We start from the raw sequence: 19082 nt of genomic DNA on the forward strand, positions 1-19082 counted from the left end.
GGTATGTATACAGGGAAACTTGCCTGTGACGAAATCAGTGACGCCTTCGGGCGTTGAGCACTAGAGCCGGCCGCGTTGGGCGGGCCGGTAGCGGTGTGACGAAATCAGTGACGCCTTCGGGCGTTGAGCACGTCCCCACGAGCCAGCAACTCAGTTGGTCCGGGGCGGTGACGAAATCAGTGACGCCTTCGGGCGTTGAGCACGTCTAATTGATGGTCTGCACCGTTACAATGCAGCTTGTGACGAAATCAGTGACGCCTTCGGGCGTTGAGCACCCGAACGTCACGCTGGAAGACGCGAAGGCGCGGTCGGGTGACGAAATCAGTGACGCCTTCGGGCGTTGAGCACTGGCGGGCGGCCGTCCCCTGCGACGTGCCGCCGACCGTGACGAAATCAGTGACGCTTTCGGGCGTTGAGCACAGGTTACTCAAACGCTCGCCCGATCAATCGGGCAGTGGTGACGAAATCAGTGACGCCTTCGGGCGTTGAGCACACTCGCGAGTTTTCATTGGCCACATAATCCATTTCGTGACGAAATCAGTGACGCCTTCGGGCGTTGAGCACTAGTCTTCGAGATCGTCCACCACGATCTGCAGGAGCGTGACGAAATCAGTGACGCCTTCGGGCGTTGAGCACAGACCTGGCTGAGCACCTGCCCGCGTCCAGTGTGGTGACGAAATCAGTGACGCCTTCGGGCGTTGAGCACCCCTCCCGGTGGGAGTAACAAGCAATGTCGTAAGAGTGACGAAATCAGTGACGCCTTCGGGCGTTGAGCACCCGTCGAAGCGCAGCAGCCGGGACAAGATCGACGGCGTGACGAAATCAGTGACGCCTTCGGGCGTTGAGCACCAGGCGAGCATCGCGACGGGGACGAAGACGATCCTGGTGACGAAATCAGTGACGCCTTCGGGCGTTGAGCACCAAGAGGAAGCCCGCAAGCGTCAGCTAGAAGACATGGTGACGAAATCAGTGACGCCTTCGGGCGTTGAGCACGTCGTCGGGTGGACGGCCGCCTGGTGCGCGAGGACGTGACGAAATCAGTGACGCCTTCGGGCGTTGAGCACCCACTGCCTGGAACGTCGCCGACGAACCCGATACGTGACGAAATCAGTGACGCCTTCGGGCGTTGAGCACCTCAGGATCAACCAGTTGCCGGAGTCGAACCGGGAGTGACGAAATCAGTGACGCCTTCGGGCGTTGAGCACATCGAAGATCAGCACGGCTGCCTCATGACGAGATCAGCGACTACTGAGCAGTGACGCCTACGCGAGAAGGCACGACGATCGCCCTCTCATTCCGCGATCGACGCCGGGCCGAATGCGTCAAGAATTTATGGTTGACAATTGTACATTATATCTTAATTATCCCCGTCGGTCGTACGTCGCCCTCGCACCTCGTTCCGGGCGGTAACCCATGCCCCGTCGCCAGCCGTCAGCCCCGCCCCCGTTCTTCTTCCGGGCGGCCGAACTCCGCGCCCGCGGGGCGTCGTGGGACGCCGTCGCGAAGGAAATCGGCCGGACCGAACGGACGATCCGCGGGTGGACGCGGACGTTCGCCGCCGCGTGGCGGAAGGCCGTCCGCGACGCCGGGCGGCAGTTCGCCGAGGAGGCGGCCGAGTCCGTGCTGACGCTGCGGAAGCAGCTGCGGTCCGAGGACGCGAAGGTCTGCCGGGAGGCGGCGGCGGCCCTCGTCAAGTTCGCCGCGGGCCGGAAGCCGGTCCCGCGGAAGAAAAGCGATCCCAAGTCCAGGCTCACGTCGCAGGCGGCCGCGCTGGCCGAGTTCGTCGGAGGGTTGACCGATGCGGAAGTCACCACGCTACTTCGCGAACTCCGCGACGAGCCGTCGCCGGCTGGAACTGATGCTCCGCCTGCGGCTGTCGCTGCCGCGGGTACGGCGTGAGCCGGACGCGTTCATCGAGTTCTGCTTCCAGGAGCCGACCGGTCGGCCGATCCGTCAGGCCCCGTTCCACCGTGAGTTGCAAGCCTTCCTCTCGAACCATCGCAAGGCGCTGATCGAACTCCCCCGCGACCACGGCAAGAGCACGCAGGTCTGCGGCCGCGTCCTATGGGAACTCGGCCACCGGCCGAGCCTGCGGGTGAAGCTCGTCTGCTCGACGGACGCGCTGGCGGCGGAGCGTACACGATTCCTTCGCGACGCGATCGAGACCAACGCCCGCGTGCGGCTCGCGTTCCCGGAGTTGCGGCCCGGCCAACCGTGGGCGGCCGAGGCGTTCGCCGTGGCCCGGCCGACGCCGATGATCGGCCCGACGGTCGCCGCCTTCGGCGTCGGCAGCGGCGCGACCGGGGCGCGGGCCGACCTGCTCATTTGCGACGACATCGTGGACGTGGCCGCCGCGTACAGCAAGGCCGAACGCGACCGGGTGACGAACTACTTCCACGACAACCTTCTCAACTTGCTCGAACCCGACGGCCAGTTCTGGGGGCTGTTCACACCGTGGCACGCGGACGACTGCAACGCCCGGCTGAAGAAGAACACGTCGTTCGCGCACTTCCGCCGGGCGGTCGGGCCGGACCTGGAACCGGTGTGGCCGGAGAAGTGGCCGCCGGAGAAACTGGCCGAGCGGCGGCAGGAAATCGGGGCGGCCGCGTTCGCCCGTGGGTATCATCTGACGCCGATCGCCGCGACCGAGATTCTGATCCGCCCGGAGTGGGTCCAGTTCTGGACGGAAGCGCCGTCTACTTACGACTACTTGATCCTGTCCGTCGATCCGGCCGCGAGCGCGAAGGCGACGAGTGACAACACGGCGCTGGTCGTGTTGGGACGCATCGGCAACGAGGTCCACTGCTTGGCAAGCGTCGCCCGGCGGGTGGCGTCGCCGGAGATGGTAGCGCTGATCGCCGAGCTGGACGCCCTGTGGAACCCGGCCGTGATCCTGTTCGAGGCGAACGGCCCGTTCCAGGCGATGCGAGACATCCTGGTCCACAAGTCGGCGTTCGGCCCGAAGGTGCTGAGCGTCACGCAAAGCAAGCAGAAGGCGGCCCGCGTCAGCGCGTTCGCCGTGGCGGTCGAGAGCGGCAGCTTCCGGCTGAAGGCGGACGGCACGCAGGACGCGCTGTTCCGCGAGATGACGACGTTCCCGTTCGGCGACCGCGACGACCTGTTGGACGCGGCCGCGACCGGCACGGCGTACCTGCTCACGGGGGCACGGGAGCCGCGGGTGTGGATTTAACCTCAACACAAAGGACTTCATCATGCTCACCCCGATCACCATCCGCTACCCGGTCCGGCCAGTCCGCCGCAGCCTCGTCGTCGGGCAGGTCGCCGACCTGTTCGGGCTGGACGATTCGGAACGCGAGCACGCCGTCGCCGAGAACGTCGCCCTCGACGTGCGGCCGACGGACCTCGTGCTGTTCACCGGGCCGTCCGGGTCCGGGAAGTCGTCGCTCATGCGCGAAGTCGCGCGGCAGCTCGGCGCGACGGACGCGAACGCCCTGGCGTTGCCGGACGTGCCGCTGGTGGAAGCGCTGCCGGGGACGGTGGAGGAGCGGCTGGCGACGCTCGCCGGGTGCGGGCTGTCGGAGGCCCGGCTGCTGTTGCGGACGCCGGGTGAACTCAGCGACGGACAGCGGTACCGGTTCCGCACGGCGTTCGCCCTCGCGACGGCGAAGACGCCGATCGTGCTGGACGAGTTCACGGCCGCGCTCGACCGGACGCTGGCGAAGGTCGTCGCGTTCAACCTGCGGAAGGCGGTCACCCGGTCCGGCGTCGGCGTCCTGGCCGCGACGACGCACGAGGATGTCGTCGAAGACCTGAACCCGGACGTGTGGGTGCGTTGCGAGGGCGACGGCGCGATTCGGGTGGTGGCCGGTGGTGTAAAAAAAAACATATCTCCTTCCACGACGAGCTTTGGCTGTCGGACGGCTCCCGATCCGACTGGCCGTACTTCGCTCGGTGGCATTACCGCAGCCACCGCCTCGCGTACACCCGCCGCGTGATCCTGCTGTGGCACGGCGACCGGCCCGTCGGCGTGTGCGTGTTCGCGACGCCGGCCGCGTCGCTCGCCCTGCGGTCGCGGTACTTCGGCCTGACGAACGCCCGCAGCGGCGTGGCGATGGCGGCGATGAACCAACAGCTCTGGCTGCTCCAACGGGTCGTGCTGCATCCGACGTACCGCGGGGCCGGGATCGCGGCCGCGTTCGTCCGCCGGGCGTGCGAGTTGTGCCCGGTCGATTGGGTCGAGACGCTGTCCGCGATGGGACACGCCAACCCGTTCTTCGAGCGGGCCGGGTTCGTCCGCGTCGGCGTCGTGCGGCGGGCGGTCGGGCCGCACGGGGCCTACGGGTCGGCGGCGAAGCTGACGGCCGAGAGCCTGCGGAAGAGCCGGCACGCGGACCCGGTGTACTACGTGTTCGATAATCGTGGGCGGCGGTCGCCCGACCGCTAAAACAGAGAGTTCCCCCCCACCAGGAACCCGTCATGAACACCCGTCCCTTTGGAAACGACCCGGCCCGCGTGTCGGAAGTCGGCCTCGGCTGCTGGCAGATCGGCGGCGACCAGTGGGGCGCGGTTTCCGACGCCGACGCGCTCGCCACGCTGAAGGCCGCCTACGACGCCGGCGTCACGTTCTTCGACACCGCGGACATCTACGGCCTCGGCCGCAGCGAGTCGCTGGTCGCGAAGTTCGTCAAGGACGTGCAGGCCAAGAACCTGTTCGTCGCCACGAAGCTCGGCCGGTGGCCGAAGCCGGGGCTGCCGGACAACTGCAAGCCGGAGAACGTGCGGAAGTTCACCGAGGAGTCGCTCAAGCGGCTCGGCGTGCAAGCGCTCGACCTGACGCAACTGCACTGCGTCCCGCTCGCCGAACTGGAGAAGGGCGACGTGTTCGAGACGCTCCGGCAGTTGAAGCAGGAGGGGAAGATCCGCCGGTTCGGGGCGAGCGTCGAATCGACGGCCGAGGCGAAGGCGTGCCTCGCGCAGCCGGGGCTGGCGTCGCTGCAGATCATCTTCAACGTGTTCCGGCAGACGCCGATCGCGGCGGTCTTCGACGAGGCGCAGAAGAAGGGCGTGGCGATCATCGTCCGGCTGCCGCTGGCGTCGGGCCTGTTGACCGGGCGGTACAGCCATGCGACGAAGTTCGCGGCGACGGACCACCGCAGCTACAACCGGAACGGCGAGAAGTTCAACGTCGGCGAGACGTTCGCCGGCCTCGGGTGGGAGAACGGGCTGGAACTGGTGGACAAGCTGCGGGCGCTCGTCCCGGCCGGGTACGCGATGCCGGACATGGCGCTGCGGTGGCTGCTCGACTTCCCGGCCGTGACGACGATCATTCCGGGGGCAAGGAACCCGCAGCAGGCGCTGGCGAACGCGAAGCCGAGCGACCTGAAGCCGCTCAGCGAGCAGACGCACGAGAAGCTCCGGCGGTTCTACCAGGAGCAGGTCGCGGCCCTCGTGCGGGGGCCGGATTAATAGTAGTAGGCACACTCCGTGTGCCGTTTCGTTCCCGCCGCGGGGAGTTCGCCCGAGTCGCCGCGGCCGACAGCAAACGGCACACGGAGTGTGCCTACTACTTTGTTGTTTCCCCGTCCCGTTCTCGGTAATTGAAATATCATGGGTAACTCTCCCGAAATCGCCCCCCCGCCGGTCAAGCTGTCGAAGGTTCGCCAGGGTCTTGTCGGCGTCGCCCCGCTCGCGCTCTTGGCCGCGTGGTTCGCCGGCGGCACGGCCGCCTACGACTTCGCCACCCGCCCGCAACCCGTCGCGGACCACGCCGCGCCGCCGGACGGCGTGGCCCTCTTCGTCCAGCACTGCGCGTACTGCCACGGCGAGAAGGGGACCGGCCGCGGCATCGCGAGCCTCTCCCCCCAGGCCCGGTACTTCGGCCGGGACAAGTACAAGTTCACCACCACGAAGAAGGGCGACGCGGGCGGCATGCCGACGGACGACGACTTGCTGTACGTGATCCGCCACGGCATCCCCGGCACGGCCATGTGGGGGTTCAAAGACCGCATGACCGAGGATCAGATGCGGGCCGTCGTCGCGCACCTGCGGACGCTGACCCGCGCCGGGCTGGCCGAGCGATACCGGCTGGAGGCGGAGAAGAACGAGGAAGACCCGGACTGGAAGGAGATCGCCAAGCGGGTGGAGAAGGAAGTGCCGGTCGGCGAGCCGGTCACCGTGCCGCCGCCGCGGGCGACGACGCCGGAATCCGTCCTCCGCGGGCAGCTGCTGTTCGCGAACGCGATGAAGACGGCCTGCGCGTCTTGCCACGGCAACGACGGCCGCGGCGACGGCAAGGAGGCGAACGACAAGAAGAACGACCCGCCGCACCAGGGCGGCGACGGCCTGCCGAACAAGCCCCGCGACCTGACGACCGGCCTGTTCAAGGGCGGCAAGGAGCGGGAGCGGCTCTACCCCCGCATCCTGCACGGCATCCCCGGCACGCCGATGCCGCCGCACAACAAGCTCTCGCCGGGCGAGGTCGAAGACCTGATCGACTACGTGCTGTCGCTGAAGAAGGAAACGATGGCCGCGCGGTAGGAATGAAGTAGCGGCCCCTGGGACCGCGGGCGTCCCGCCCGCCCACCTTCCCAGTTCCGGGGATCAATCTTACGCGGCTGGGGCCGTGGCGGGCGGGACGCCCGCGGTCCCAGGTCAGTCACCGGCCCGCGGCCCACAGCGCGGCGCACGCCAGGGCCAGCACCATCACGAAGATGACGAACTTCGACCGCGGCTCCGCCGGCGCGTCTTCGCTCGACTGAAAGTTCCCGCACTTCGGGCACTGTTCCGCCCCCTCGGCGATCTCCGCGCGACAATACCGACAGGTGACGGTCTGCCACTCGTCGTCGTGGTAGACGCCGTCCGGCAGGTCGTCGTCCTCGTCGTACCGCGGCATCGCGTCAGTCCTTCTTCAGCGAGTTGTACACCAGCCCGGTCAGCAGCTTCGGGTAGAAGTACGTCGATTTCGGCGGCATCTTCTCGCGGTTGCCCGCGATCGTCTCCACATGATCCATCGTCGCCGGCGGGACGAGGCACGCCAACTGGCACGCCCCCGCCGCGACCGCGTCGGTCACTTCCTTCAGCAGATGCACGTACCGGCACTTCCCCTCGCCGACGTGGTCCTTCACCAGCTTGTCGAGGACGAGCTTGTGCAGCACGCTCACGCCGAGGCCGCGCCAGTCGGCCGACTGGTCCGGGGCGAGGCCGTCCATCACCGCCGGGTCGCGGAGCTTCGCGACGAGCCACTTCCCGTCCGCCACCGAGCCGAACCCGAGGCAGAGCTGCGAGCCGTCCATCTGCACGTGCTCCCACGCCGCCGTCGCGTCCGGCTCGTCGGTCAGCTCGAAGTGGTCCTTCAAAACCTCCTTCAGCCGATCCCCCGTGATCGGCGGCAGCCCGCTGACGAGGCGGTGCGTCGGTAGGATGATGAGGCCGGGGTCGCTCATGCCGACGAGCATCATCAGGCAGAAGTTCGCCGCCGCCTCGTCGTCCGCCACCTGCTGTTCTTCGAGGTACTTCAAGCCCGTCTCGTACCGGTGGTGGCCGTCGGCGATGAACACCGGCTTCGGCCCCATCAGCCCGATGACGTGCGAGATCGCCGCCTGGTCCGTGACGACCCACAGTCGGTTCGTGACGCCGAGGTGATCGTTCGCCACCAGCGGCGGGTTCTTGCGGACGAACGGGTCGAGCTTCGCGAACACCTCGCCGGCCTCGTCCGGGTACAGCCCGAACACCGGCGACAGGTTGAAGTTCGTGGCGCGGTAGAGGTTCAATCGGTCCTGCTTCGGGCCGGAGAGCGTTTGCTCGTGCGGGAAGATGCGGCCCGTGCCGAACGGCTCCAGCCGGACGCGGGCGAAGAACCCGCGGCGGGTGTACGTTTGTCCCTCGGCCGTGAACTCCTGCTCGTACACGTACAGGCTGCGGGCCGTGTCCTGAACGAGCGCGTTGGCCGCGACCCAGTCCCGCATCGTCTGGCCGGCGCGGGCGTACTTGTTCTGCGATTCCGTGTCGCCCGGTTCGTCCTTCGTCAGCTCCACGCGGACGGCGTTGAACGGGCTGAGGGCGTACAGCTTCTGCTGCAACTCGGCGTCGATCACGTCGTAGGGCGGCGCGACCACGTCCGAGAGCGCGCCGACCTTGCCCAGGTCGTACCGGAAGCCACGGAACGCGCGGATGTCGGCCATGTGCGGGAACCTCGTGGGGGCGGGCAGTTACTGTAGAAGAAAAGGCATTCACCACAGAGACACAGAGAACACAGAGGAAAGACGAGAAAACCGAAGATTGGTCAGAAGAAATGATCTTCTTCTCCTCTTTGCTCTGTGTTCTCTGTGGTGAACTTCTTTCGGCCGCATTTCTCATTTGCCTCTCACCCGCGCCGTCGCAATCATGACATCACGCCCGCGACCGCTATCCGTCTCTCCAGGAGGTCCCATCATGCGTTACCTGTCCGCACTCGTTCTGTGCCTCGCGGTCACGGCGTTCGCCGCCGCCGAGGCGAAGAAGGGCACGCCGGAAGTGAAGTCGATCACCGCCCTGGCGTTCGGGCCGGACGGCGTGCTGTTCGTCGGCGACCCGGCGGCCGCGAAGGTGTACGCCGTCGCCACCGACGACACGAAGCCGGCCGGCAAGGAGGACGTGAAGGTCGAGAAGATCACCGACCAGGCCGCATCCATGCTCGGCCTGCCGGCGGACAAGATTCAGATCGCCGACATGAAGGTGAACCCGGCGTCCGGGAACATCTACCTGGCCGTCCGCCGCGGGGTGAACGCGACCGCCCCGGCCGTCGTGCTGAAGGTCACCCGCGACGGCAAGCTGCACGAGTTCCCGCTCAAGGACGTGACGTTCTCGGCCGTCGAGCTGGCGAACGCGAACGACAAGCAGCGGACCGAGTCGATCACCAGCCTCGGGTTCGCGAACGGCAAGCTCATCATCGCCGGGCTGTCGAACGAGGAGTTCGCGTCCACCCTGCGGACCGTGCCGTACCCGTTCGAGGGGCCGGTCGCCACCGCGGGGATCAAGATTTTCCATGGGGCACACGGCAAGTTCGAGACGCAGGCCCCGGTCCGGACGTTCACGACGTACAAGATCGGCAACGCCGAGCACGTCATCGCGGCGTACACCTGCACGCCGCTGGTGAAGTTCCCGGTGAGCGACCTGCAACCCGGCGCGAAGGTGACGGGCACGACGCTGGCCGAACTCGGCAACCGGAACCGGCCGCTGGACATGATCGTGTACAAGAAGGGCGGCAAGGACTACGTGCTGATGGCAAACAACGCCCGCGGGGTGATGAAGGTTTCGACCGAGCAGTTCGACATCAAGGACGGTATCGTCGAGCGGCCGAAGTCGGAGACGGCCGGCTCGACCTACGAGAAGATCGACGCGTGGAAGGGCGTGGAGCAGCTCGACAAGCTGGACGACACGCGGGCCGTGGTGCTAATGAAGACGGAGGGCGGCACGCACCTGACGAGCGTGGAACTGCCGTAACGGGACGGGGTGGACTGCCCACGGACGTTCGTCCGTGGGCTTTTTTCTTTTCTGAGTCGCACCATGTTCCTCACCGCACTTTTCCTCACCCTTGCCGCCGACCCGCAACCCGCCATCCGCGTCGTCGAGGGAAAGACCGTCGAGGTCCGCGGCGTGCCGGAGGCGTTCAAGCACAAGACGCTGGAGCAATGGGCCGCCGCCCTCCGCGTGGCCGTGGCCGGCAACGGGACGACCGCCGCCCTCCTCGGCACGCACACGCTCGACGGCGACGCGCTGAAGTTCGAGCCGCGGTTCCCGTTCGAGCCGGGCGTCGCGTACCGCGTCACGTTCCGCGACGGCGACGCCGAGCGGACGCACGACTTCACGCTCCCGAAGCCGAAGGCCGACCCCGGCACGGTCGCGGCCGTGTTCCCGTCCGCGGACAAGCTGCCGGAGAACACGCTGCGGTTCTACGTCCACTTCTCGAAGCCGATGGCGAAGGGGGACATCTACAAGCACGTCACGCTGACGAACGACACGGACAAGAGGGTCGTCGAGATGCCGTTCCTGGAGCTGGAGGAGGAACTCTGGACGACCGACCAGAAGCGAATCACGCTGTTGATCGACCCCGGCCGGATCAAGCGGGAGGTGAAGCCGCGCGAAGACCTCGGCCCGGCGTTGGAGGCGGGCAAGACGTTCACACTAACAATCGCGAAGACGTGGGCCGACGGCGACGGCGTCCCGCTGAAGGAAGCGTTCCGCAAGACGTTCACCGTGACCGCGGCCGACCGCGAGGCGATCGACCCGGCGAAGTGGACGATCTCTGCCCCAAAGGCGGGCGGCCGGGACAAGCTGACGGTCGCGTTTGGTAAGTCGCTCGACGCGGCGCTGGCGCAGCGGCTCGTGTGGCTGGAGGACGCGGCCGGGAAGCGGCTCGACGGCACGGTCACGCTGGCGAAGGCCGAGGCCGTGTGGGAGTTCGCGCCGAAGCAGCCGTGGGCGGCGGGGAAGTACACGTTGCAAGTTGCGACGCACCTGGAGGACCCGTGCGGCAACCGCGTCGGCGAGCCGTTCGAGGTGGACCTGCTGAAGCCCGTCGGCACGGCGACGGAGACGAAGACGGTGACGCGGGCTGTCGAAGTGAAGTGAGTTGACAACACGGCCCCGCCGCCCGGAGAATGAAGCACCGAGGGGAGGATCGAACCCATGACGATGATTCGATTGGACGCCGCGACGCTCGCGCAGTTTCAATCGGCGACCGGGCCGGTGGTGCTGTGCGACCAAGCCGGGCAGCCGGTGCGGGTGTGCGTGTTGCCGCCCGTGCCGACGAGCGAGCCGCAGCTGACGGACGCGGAGTGGGAACGCCGGGCGAAGGCCCCCGGCGGCCTCACGACGGCCCAAGTTTTGGAAAAGATGAAGGGCCTGACCCCGTGAGCTACGCCATCGTCTGGCAGCCAAACGCGGTGGACGAGTTGGCCGCGATCTGGCTCCACGTTTCCGACCGCACGGGTCTGACCCAGATCGCGGAGTTGCTGGAACGCCACCTCTCCACCGACCCGCGTGGCAAGGGCGAGTCCCGCATCGGCACGCAACGAATCTATTTTCTGCCGCCGCTCGGCGTCCGCTACGAAGTGATCGAGGACGACCGACAGGTTCGCATTCTTGCGGTCTGGCTCACGCAATCGTTCTGATTCATCGGCCCGAACCTCCCGTTGCCGGGCGGTGTCCTTCTTCGCGGAGGGGCAAGCCGATTGGCGACGGCAGCTGTCTCGAAAACAGTCGAGCGATGAGCCTTGAGGGTTCGACTCCCTTCCCCTCCGCTGGAATAGTTGTTAGTTGGCAGTTGGTAGTTAGCAGTTCCGAGCCGTAAACTTCGAGCTTTTCATCTTGTAACTACCAACTAACTACTCCCCAATCGCCTTGTCCCAGTCGGCGAGCTGCCGCTTCAGCTCCGTGAAGTCCAGCCGCGTGATCGGCGGGAGCAGCGGGTCGTCCGGCGGGTCGGCGTCGTCCGCGTCCGCCGGGCGGGGGCCGGTCCGGAACTTCCGCAACTCGTCCTCCAGCCGCCGCAGCCACACGGGAACGTCCAGGCCCACGCCGGACGGCGAGTCCGCCAGCGGGCGGATCACGTCCAGCAACCCCACGAACGCCGGGGCCGACTCCGGCAGCGCGCCGCCGGCGGCCATCGCCGCGTCGCGGGCCACGGCCGCGGCGCGGGCCACGCGGGCCGCCGCCTGGTCGATCTGCAGCGGCTGCACGAAGCGTTCTTCGAGCCGGTTCCGCACCGTCCGCACCCGCAGGCTGTGCTCCGTCTCGCGGGCCGCCAGCTTCGACAGCAGGTCGTCCGCGATGCTCTGCGTCTTCCCGTGGATGTACTCCCGCCACTTCCCGGCCAACTCGTCCAGCCCGCGGCGGCACAGCACCTCATGCACGAGGATGAACGGCTTCAGCCGCCACGCCACCCGCTCGTAGGACACCTTCAACCGCAGGAAGTCGAGCAGGATGTACAGGTTCTCGCCGTAGTCGGACTGCGTCGTCGTCGTGTTGTAGTCCCGGTACTCGTCGTAGTGCTCGACCAGCGCCTGCAGCACGATCTCCAGGTTCTTGGAAATCTGCCCCTTCGCCGCCGTCGCCTCGCCCCACGCCTCGATCACCTGCGGCGGCTCCTCGTCCGCCTTGAGGTGGCCGCTGTTCTCCGGGTCGGCCATCCGGTTCAGCCACGTCTCCGTGCCCTGCGTCAGGATGCCGCGGATGTTCGAGAGCGTCAGGAACCGCACCGTGAACAGGTCCGACCCGTACTTGCGGACGAACGCGGCCAGCTCGTTCCAGTCGTCGTCGTCGAGCACGGCCTCGAGTGCCGACAGCCGCAGCGAGTGGCTGTGTTCGAGCCACAGCTTCTGGAACGAGTCGGCGACCTGGCGGATGACCGGGAACAGGGTCGCGGTGTCGAGCGCCTCCTTCGGCTGCGCCTCGATGGACGCGAGCAGGGCGTCGGCGACGTTCACCACGGCCGTGCGGAAGAGCTGGTCGAACGAGCTGACCCGGCGGCCCTCCGGCGGCGTGTTCCGCTCCATCGCGCGGGCCAGCTTTGTGAGCTGGTACGTTTCGCGGAGCAGCCCCAGCCGCGGAAGCCGGGCGAGGAGCGATTCGATCAGGTGCAGCGCCGTCTGCGTGCGGATCGCCGGGCCGGGCGGGCCGCCGTCCGCGGGCGGATGCACCAGCAGCGGCTCGTGCCGGAACAGCGGGACGAACCCGACGACGTACTTCTTCGCCATCCCCGGATCGTTCGACGCGATGCCCCGCTCCAGGCGGACGGCCACGTCCTCCCACGCCGGCGGCGTCCCGCCGGCCCGCGGCTCCTCGGCGGACGGCAGTTCGGCGGCGCGGGTGATCGCCGCCGTCAAGGAGCGGATCGCCGTCGCCGTTTCCACGACCGTCGAGACGGCGAGGTCGAGCAGGTGGCCCTTCAACGACCGGCGGCGGTCGAACTCCATGACGCCGTCCACGCCGGTGGACGGGGCCGGCAGTTCGACGGCGGACAGCTTGTCGATGAACTCGGTCAGCCGGGCCTGGTTCGTGCGGGCCGTTTGCAGCCACTCGTTGAGGGCGACGGCGGACGCCGAGTCGTAGGGCGGCCACAGGTCGGGGCGGGCGACCGTCCGCCACCACCGGGCGACGGCCGCCAGGAACCGCAGCCGGTCCTCGTGCGCGTCCGAGTCGGCCTCCAGCGGGAAGTCGGTCGGCGACGCCGGGCCGTCCCCGTCCGCGACGGACCCCTCGTTCCCGTCCTCCGCGGAGTCCTTGAACAGCATCCCCTCGTAGGCGGACGCGAACAGCTCCTCGTCCTCGTCTTCCTCCTCGTCCTCGTCGGGTTCGTCCAGCGTGACGGCGGCCGCCCCGCTGCGGGTGAGCGTCGGAACCTGCCAGCGGTCCTCGGCGTTTGCCTCCAACAGTTCAAAGAACCGGCGGACGAGGCCGCTCTTCTCGCTCGTCGGCACGTCGGCGGCGCACAGGCTCTTGAGCCAGCGGAACGCGAGGCGGACGAACGACGCGGACGGGTCCTGCAGCGGCACGCCGAGGTTCGCGCCGGGCGTCGCGTCGTGGTCCACGCCGGGCTTCGGGGCCTCGCCCAGCCACGTCATCAAGAGCGCGAGCGCCCCCTTGTAGTCGCCGGTGTCCAGCAGCGCGTCGATGACCTGGGCGAACGCGGACGGGGTGCGGAACCCGTCGCGGTGCTTCCGCCAGAACCCCACGTCGTTCGCGCCGGTCCCGGCCTTCCGCCACAGGGCGAGGGCGTTCGAGACGTGCCCGGCCGCGTCCGTCCGCTCGCCGCCCTGGACGCGGGGCATGTCGCCGACGGTCGTGGTCGCGTACTTGTCCCACCAGTCGGCCAGCTTCCGCATCTGCGCCGTCAGCCGCTCGACGGTGGCGGCGTCCCCGGCGGCGACGGCGGCCGTCAGCGTCAGGGCATACCGGTCGAACTGCCGGCCGACGGTGAGGATAAGCTCCTCCGCCCGCGGGTCGCGGACCGTGTCCTCCCGGCCGGGGAAGATCGGGAACAGGCCCTGGTAGCCGAGGATGTTCCACGGGTCGATCATCGCGCCGCAGTTGATGCCGCGGTGGATCAGGTCTTCCGCCTCGGCGAGCAGGTCCGCGGCCTCCTTCGGCCGGCCGGCCTTCGCCGCGAATTCCGCACCGGTCTGGCGGACGCGGATTTCGCAGTTGAACCGCACGGACGGGGCCGGGATGTGCGCCGCCCGTTCCCGCGCCGCGGCCGGGTAGCCCATCGCCGCGAACAGCATCGCGAGGCGGCGTTCCTGGAGGTGCAGCGCCCGCTCGGTGGCGATCGACTGGTTCAGGAACTGCCGCACGCCGGCGAACGGCTGCTTCAGCTTCTGCGCCTCGGCCCGCAGCCGCTCGCCCTGCGCGCCGGGGAGCTGTTCGAGGAGCCGCTTGTAGAACTCGTCGCGGTAGCGGGCGATCCGCTGCACGAGCGTGGTCAGCGTGACGGACGAGTCGTACACGGCCGGGCCGGACCCGCTGACGCCCGCGCCCATGAGGATCGTGCCGGCCAGCACCGCGACGCTCTCGAACAGGCGCTCGCTATCAAACCCGTGCGGCGAGTTGAGCTTCGCCCACCGGTGCAAGGCGTCGAGCGTCGGCTGGCGGAGGATGAACCGGCGGTAGTTGCCGCGGTTGTCGATGTGGTGCGGGTCCCACTCGCCGAACAGCACGTTCGGCCGCTTCGTGACCGGGTGGAAGTGGTCCGCGGCGCGGGGATCGACCGCGAGTTCGTCGAGGTTGCCCAACTCGAACCCGGCCTCTTCCCGGAGGTTCGTGTCGGTGTTCGCGAGCAGTTCCAGCGCCGGCCGCACGAGGTCGGCATACGGGCCGGGCGCGACGCCGACGCCGGCGAAGAACACGGGTACGGCGGCGACCTTCTCGTGCGGGTAGAACTCCGTCTGCGGCCGCGTCTCCAGCACGGCGATGGGCCGGTAGCCGACGTAGTCGTTGAGCGCTGCGACGACGGCCTTCGCCAACTTCTCGGCGTCCGCGTCCGGCGACTTGGTGCGCTCCCGTAGCGCGACCTCGCAGGATCGGGCGAGGAAGAACGCGGTGAACAGGTGCGCGTCCTGTTGGTGCGAGAGCAGGTCGGCGTGGTGCTTGCGGTACGCAGCGGGAACAAGCTCGAACCCGACGCGGCGGATGAATTTGGCCTGCGCCAGGTCGCGGAACGCGGCGGACCCGCCGGCTTCGAGTTCGTCCGCGGCCGCGACCAGCCACGCGGCGGTGGCGTGCCACGGGGCGGGGTCGCCGGCGTCAATGAGGTGCGCGAACGCGTCGGCGAGCAGCTTCCGGAACCGCGGGTCCGGGCGGCCGTCGGAGAAGTTGAGGTAGCCGAGCAGCTTGCCCGCGTCGAACCGGCGACCGAGTTCCGCGTTGATGCCGTCCATCCGCATCGCTTCCGGGCGCGCGGCCCCGGCCGTTCGCCGGGTGGCCCGCTCCTACATCCTAGCAGAACCGGCCGGCGAAAGTGAACGAGCCGGGGGAAACCAAGAATGGCCCGCAGATGACGCAGACTTCGACGCAGATGAAGAGGATAAAATCAATGATGATTTGGTATTGATCCGGTTTTCATCTGCGTCCGAAGGTCTGCGTCATCTGCGGGCCATTTCTTATATCTTCCCCACCGCGGCCTTCATCTTCTCCAGCCCGGTCCGCGCCACGGTCAGGCCGTCCTGCTTCCAGTAGTCGCGGTTGAACAACTCCAGCGACAGGTAGCCCTTGTACCCGATCGCCTTCAGCGTCTGGAAGATTTCCGTCAGCGGGGCCACGCCGTCGCCGGGGTAGACGCGGTCGGCGTCCGTGATCGTGCCGCGGTCCTTCTTCGGGTAGTCGTTGACGTGGAAGATGCCGACGGCCGCCCCGCCGAGCAGCTTCAGCCCGGCGAAGTCCGAGCCGCCCTTGTACAGGTGGTACACGTCCGGCAGCACGCACCCGCCGACCTTGCCGCACTCGGACGCGATCAGGAACGCCTCGCCCAGCCGCCGCAGCGTCTTCGAGAAGCCCCACACCTCCACTTGCGGCGTCACCCCCATCGCCTGGCCCAACTCCAGCAGCGCCCGGTAACGGTCGGCCGCCGCGACGAGGTCGATGATCGGTTCCGACTTCTTCGGGTCGTCGCGGGCGCTCGTCCCGCCGGTCGCGCCGATGGGCGGGGCCGCGATCCGCGAGCCGCCGATCTGCTGGACCCAGTCCATGTCCCGCTTCGCCGTCTCCAGGCCCTTCTTCCGCCGGACCTCGTCCTCGACGATCCACTCGGCGAACCCGATGGCACTAGGGACCTTCAGCCCGGCGTCGGCGATCCGCTTGCCCAGGTCCCGCAGACTGTTGCCGTCCTTCACGTACGTGTCCAGTTCCGCGATCCACGGCTCGATGGCCTGATACCCGGCCCGCGCGGCGAGGTCGATGAGTTGCAGGATGGGGCGGGACTTGCCGTTGTCGCGGACCGTGCTGGTGTTCAGGCAGAACCCGAAAGGTGCGGCCTCGCCCGACGGCCGGGGGCCGGCCGCCGTCGCCGTCGGGAATCCCAGCATTCCCACCGCCCCCGCCCCGAGCAGGACATTTCGCCGATTCGGATTTGGCATCATGATGAACACTCGTCGTAGAATTTGAGGAAGTGGTATTATTGTTCGGTTCGCGAGTTCCTGCCATGCTAAACTCGAACGGATTCGTGCGACTCGCGCCCAGCGTGTTCGACCCGCCCGCCCGCCGAGTTCGGTCATGGCAACGCACCGGGTCGAACCGACGACGAGCCGCCCGATGACGCCCATGATCCCCTTCGACAAGCCCGACTTCGCGCGGACGCTGTTCGACGAGAACGGCGACGCGCTGCTGTTCATCGACCCGGACACCGACCTCATCCTCGAAGCGAATCAGACCGTCCTCCGGCTGACCGGCTACCTGAAGCCGGAGCTGGTCGGGGCGCGGGCGACGGACCTGTTCCGGCTCGAGCACGGCACGCGGGAGGTGGACCGCATCCGGGCCGCGGCCGGGAAGACGACCGTGTTCCACGGCAAGGGCGGGTTCCAGATGCGGATCAAGGCCCACCCCGGCTGGATCCCCGTCACCGTCACCGTCACCCGGCTGCACGTCCGGCCGAAGACGATCGCCCTGTACACCGTCCGGGACGACGCCGAGCGGCGGGCCGCCATCGCCCGCGCCAAGCAGGCGGAAACCGAGGTCCACCAGAGCGAGGCCCGCTACCGGGCGCTCGTCGAGAAGTCCGGGGACGGCACGCTCGTGATCGACGCGCGGGGGGTGATCCAGTACGTCAGCCCGGCCGTCACCCGCATCCTCGGCCACACGCCGATGGCGCTCGAGCTGCGGAGCGTCTCGGAACTGGTCCACAAGGAGGACAAGTCCTACGTCCGGGAGAAGGTGAAGGAAATCCTGGCCAACCCCGGCGCGGAAATCCCGTCCCTGTTCCGGATGCGGCACGCCGACGGCCGGTGGCGGGACGCCGAGACGGTCGGCGTCAACCGGCTGGACGACCTGAGCGTCATGGGGATCGTCCTCAACTTCCGGGACGTGACCGACCGGCGGCGGACGGAGCAGGAACTCCGGCGGCAGAACGCGCTCATGAAGACGCTGTTCAACGCCATCCCGGACATCATCTGCCAGAAGGACCTGAACGACCGGTTCACCGGCGGGAACGCGGCGTTCGAGCAACTCGCCGGCATGACGATCCGCGACCTGGTCGGGCTGAACTGCCTGGAGGTGTTCCCGTTCCCGTGGGCGGAGCGGCTGCGGATCATCGAGGGGAGCGTCGTCCGCACCGGCAACCCGGCCCGGACGGAGGAGTGGATCCGCTACCGCGACGGCCAGGACGTGCTGCTGGACATCCTCGTGTCGCCCGTGTGGGACGACGACGGCAAGGTGACCGGCCTGGTGCTCGTCGGCCGGGACGGGACGAGCCGCAAGCGGCTGGAGGACCAGCTCCGGCAGGCGCAGAAGATGGAGGCCGTCGGCCAGCTCGCCGGCGGCGTCGCCCACGACTTCAACAACCTCCTCACCGTCGTCCTCGGCAACCTCGAACTCGCCCGCGAGCTGCAGAAGGGCCAGCCGCTCGACGACCTGCTGAAGCCGACCGAGAAGGCGGCCCGCCGGGCGGCCGACCTGACGAGCCAGCTGCTCGGGTTCGCCCGCCGCGCCCCGCTCCAGTTCCACCCGATCGACCCGGCCGACCTGATTAACGAGACGGTCGATCTCCTCCGGCGGACGATCGACCCGCGGATCGTCCTCGAGCCGGCCCCGCGGCCCTACGGGTGGTGGGCGTGGGCGGACGCCGGGCAGGTGACGCAAATCCTGATGAACCTGTGTCTCAACGCCCGCGACGCGATGCCGGGCGGCGGGCGGCTGTTCCTGAGCAACGGGAACGTGACGATCGAGCCGGAGGACGCGCACCCGACGGTCGGGCCGAAGCCGGGCGAGTACGTCCGGTTCCGGGTGCGGGACACCGGGACGGGGATGCCGGCGGACGTGCGGCAGCGGATCTTCGAGCCGTTCTTCACGACGAAGGAGACCGGCCAGGGGACCGGGCTGGGCCTCGCCGTGGTGTTCGGCATCGTGCAGGCGCACGACGGGTGGATCGAGTGCGACAGCGAGCCGGGCCAGGGGACGACGTTCGACGTGTACCTGCCGAAGTTCCGCGGCGTGGTCCCGGACGACACCCGGACGCCGGCCCCGGCCCCGTCCCCGATGGGCCAGGGGGAGCGGGTGCTGATCGCGGACGACGAGCCGATGATCCGGACGCTCGCCGGCACGGTGTTGAAGCACCTCGGGTACGAGGTGACGACGGCCGAGGACGGCCAGCAGGCGGTGACGGCGTTCACGACGGCCGAGAAGCCGTTCGACCTGGTCGTGCTGGACCTGACGATGCCGAACCTGTCCGGGCTGGACGCGATGCGGGCGATCCGGACGGCGAACCCGCACGTGCCGGTGATCCTGGCGAGCGGGTACTCGGCCGACCGGACGGCGGCGGCCGAGGACAAGGTGACGTTCCTGGACAAGCCGTACAGCCCCGGCACGCTCGGCAAGGCCGCCCGCGACGCGCTCGACGGGCGGAACGGGAAGCCGTAGGGCGGGTCAAGGCTTTGCGC

At 68.3% G+C, this 19082-nt stretch carries 15 protein-coding genes, 1 tRNA gene and 1 CRISPR repeat array (1 of these 17 running past the window's edge); of the genes, 12 read left to right on the forward strand and 4 right to left on the reverse strand.

Annotated features, from left to right (window positions below):
- Window positions 1-1205: direct repeats of the CRISPR family, unit length 36 nt; unit sequence GTGACGAAATCAGTGACGCCTTCGGGCGTTGAGCAC; it begins 3860 nt to the left of the window's first position.
- Window positions 1206-1413: 208 nt separating this feature from the next.
- The 6 genes from AC5JJ2_RS13650 (at window position 1414) to AC5JJ2_RS13675 (ending at window position 6498) form a co-directional block, all read left to right on the forward strand.
- Window positions 1414-1899 carry a hypothetical protein gene (locus tag AC5JJ2_RS13650; RefSeq protein ID WP_495858550.1) on the forward strand — a complete coding sequence of 162 codons (486 nt, stop codon included), beginning with the start codon at window positions 1414-1416 and terminating at the stop codon, window positions 1897-1899.
- The gene (locus AC5JJ2_RS13655; protein ID WP_495858551.1) at window positions 1799-3190 is read left to right on the forward strand and encodes a phage terminase large subunit family protein; all 1392 of its coding nucleotides are present in this window, start codon (window positions 1799-1801) and stop codon (window positions 3188-3190) included. The genes AC5JJ2_RS13650 and AC5JJ2_RS13655 overlap by 101 nt, the downstream gene beginning before the upstream one ends.
- Window positions 3191-3212: 22 nt before the next feature.
- The gene (locus AC5JJ2_RS13660) at window positions 3213-3956 is read left to right on the forward strand and encodes an AAA family ATPase (RefSeq protein ID WP_495858552.1); all 744 of its coding nucleotides are present in this window, start codon (window positions 3213-3215) and stop codon (window positions 3954-3956) included.
- Window positions 3953-4405 (forward strand): GNAT family N-acetyltransferase, encoded by a 453-nt coding sequence (locus tag AC5JJ2_RS13665; RefSeq protein ID WP_495858553.1) that lies wholly within the window; start codon window positions 3953-3955, stop codon window positions 4403-4405. The genes AC5JJ2_RS13660 and AC5JJ2_RS13665 overlap by 4 nt, the downstream gene beginning before the upstream one ends.
- A 32-nt stretch (window positions 4406-4437) precedes the next feature.
- Window positions 4438-5427: an aldo/keto reductase gene (locus tag AC5JJ2_RS13670; protein WP_495858554.1), complete on the forward strand. Its 990-nt coding sequence runs from the start codon at window positions 4438-4440 to the stop codon at window positions 5425-5427.
- A gap of 141 nt (window positions 5428-5568) precedes the next feature.
- A complete protein-coding gene (locus tag AC5JJ2_RS13675; protein ID WP_495858555.1) occupies window positions 5569-6498 on the forward strand; it encodes a cytochrome c in 930 nt (309 codons plus the stop codon).
- 118 nt (window positions 6499-6616) lie between these two features.
- Here the strand turns inward: AC5JJ2_RS13675 and AC5JJ2_RS13680 are convergent, their stop codons facing one another.
- Window positions 6617-6853: a hypothetical protein gene (locus AC5JJ2_RS13680; RefSeq protein WP_495858556.1), complete on the reverse strand. Its 237-nt coding sequence runs from the start codon at window positions 6851-6853 to the stop codon at window positions 6617-6619.
- Between the two features lie 4 nt (window positions 6854-6857).
- A complete protein-coding gene (locus AC5JJ2_RS13685) occupies window positions 6858-8141 on the reverse strand; it encodes a DUF1015 domain-containing protein (protein WP_495858557.1) in 1284 nt (427 codons plus the stop codon).
- Window positions 8142-8391: 250 nt separating this feature from the next.
- Here AC5JJ2_RS13685 and AC5JJ2_RS13690 point away from each other — a divergent pair, with 250 nt between their 5' ends.
- From AC5JJ2_RS13690 to AC5JJ2_RS13710, 5 genes are all read left to right on the forward strand, one after another.
- The gene (locus AC5JJ2_RS13690; protein ID WP_495858558.1) at window positions 8392-9441 is read left to right on the forward strand and encodes a hypothetical protein; all 1050 of its coding nucleotides are present in this window, start codon (window positions 8392-8394) and stop codon (window positions 9439-9441) included.
- A 63-nt stretch (window positions 9442-9504) separates the two neighbouring features.
- Window positions 9505-10569 carry an Ig-like domain-containing protein gene (locus AC5JJ2_RS13695; RefSeq protein ID WP_495858559.1) on the forward strand — a complete coding sequence of 355 codons (1065 nt, stop codon included), beginning with the start codon at window positions 9505-9507 and terminating at the stop codon, window positions 10567-10569.
- 57 nt (window positions 10570-10626) lie between these two features.
- Window positions 10627-10854, forward strand: a complete 228-nt coding sequence (locus tag AC5JJ2_RS13700; protein WP_495858560.1) for a hypothetical protein — start codon at window positions 10627-10629, stop codon at window positions 10852-10854.
- Window positions 10851-11111: a type II toxin-antitoxin system RelE/ParE family toxin gene (locus tag AC5JJ2_RS13705; RefSeq protein WP_495858561.1), complete on the forward strand. Its 261-nt coding sequence runs from the start codon at window positions 10851-10853 to the stop codon at window positions 11109-11111. The genes AC5JJ2_RS13700 and AC5JJ2_RS13705 overlap by 4 nt, the downstream gene beginning before the upstream one ends.
- 45 nt (window positions 11112-11156) lie before the next feature.
- Window positions 11157-11240 (forward strand) — tRNA-Ser (locus AC5JJ2_RS13710).
- Window positions 11241-11324: 84 nt separating this feature from the next.
- Here the strand turns inward: AC5JJ2_RS13710 and AC5JJ2_RS13715 are convergent.
- Complete coding sequence (locus AC5JJ2_RS13715) at window positions 11325-15374, reverse strand: hypothetical protein (RefSeq protein ID WP_495858562.1); 4050 nt, start codon at window positions 15372-15374, stop codon at window positions 11325-11327.
- A gap of 222 nt (window positions 15375-15596) precedes the next feature.
- The gene (locus AC5JJ2_RS13720; RefSeq protein WP_495858563.1) at window positions 15597-16517 is read right to left on the reverse strand and encodes a sugar phosphate isomerase/epimerase family protein; all 921 of its coding nucleotides are present in this window, start codon (window positions 16515-16517) and stop codon (window positions 15597-15599) included.
- A 187-nt stretch (window positions 16518-16704) separates the two neighbouring features.
- Here AC5JJ2_RS13720 and AC5JJ2_RS13725 point away from each other — a divergent pair, with 187 nt between their 5' ends.
- The gene (locus AC5JJ2_RS13725; RefSeq protein ID WP_495858564.1) at window positions 16705-19062 is read left to right on the forward strand and encodes a PAS domain-containing hybrid sensor histidine kinase/response regulator; all 2358 of its coding nucleotides are present in this window, start codon (window positions 16705-16707) and stop codon (window positions 19060-19062) included.
- The last annotated feature ends 20 nt before the right edge of the window (window positions 19063-19082 follow it).

The sequence above is a fragment of the Limnoglobus sp. genome (assembly GCF_059499385.1).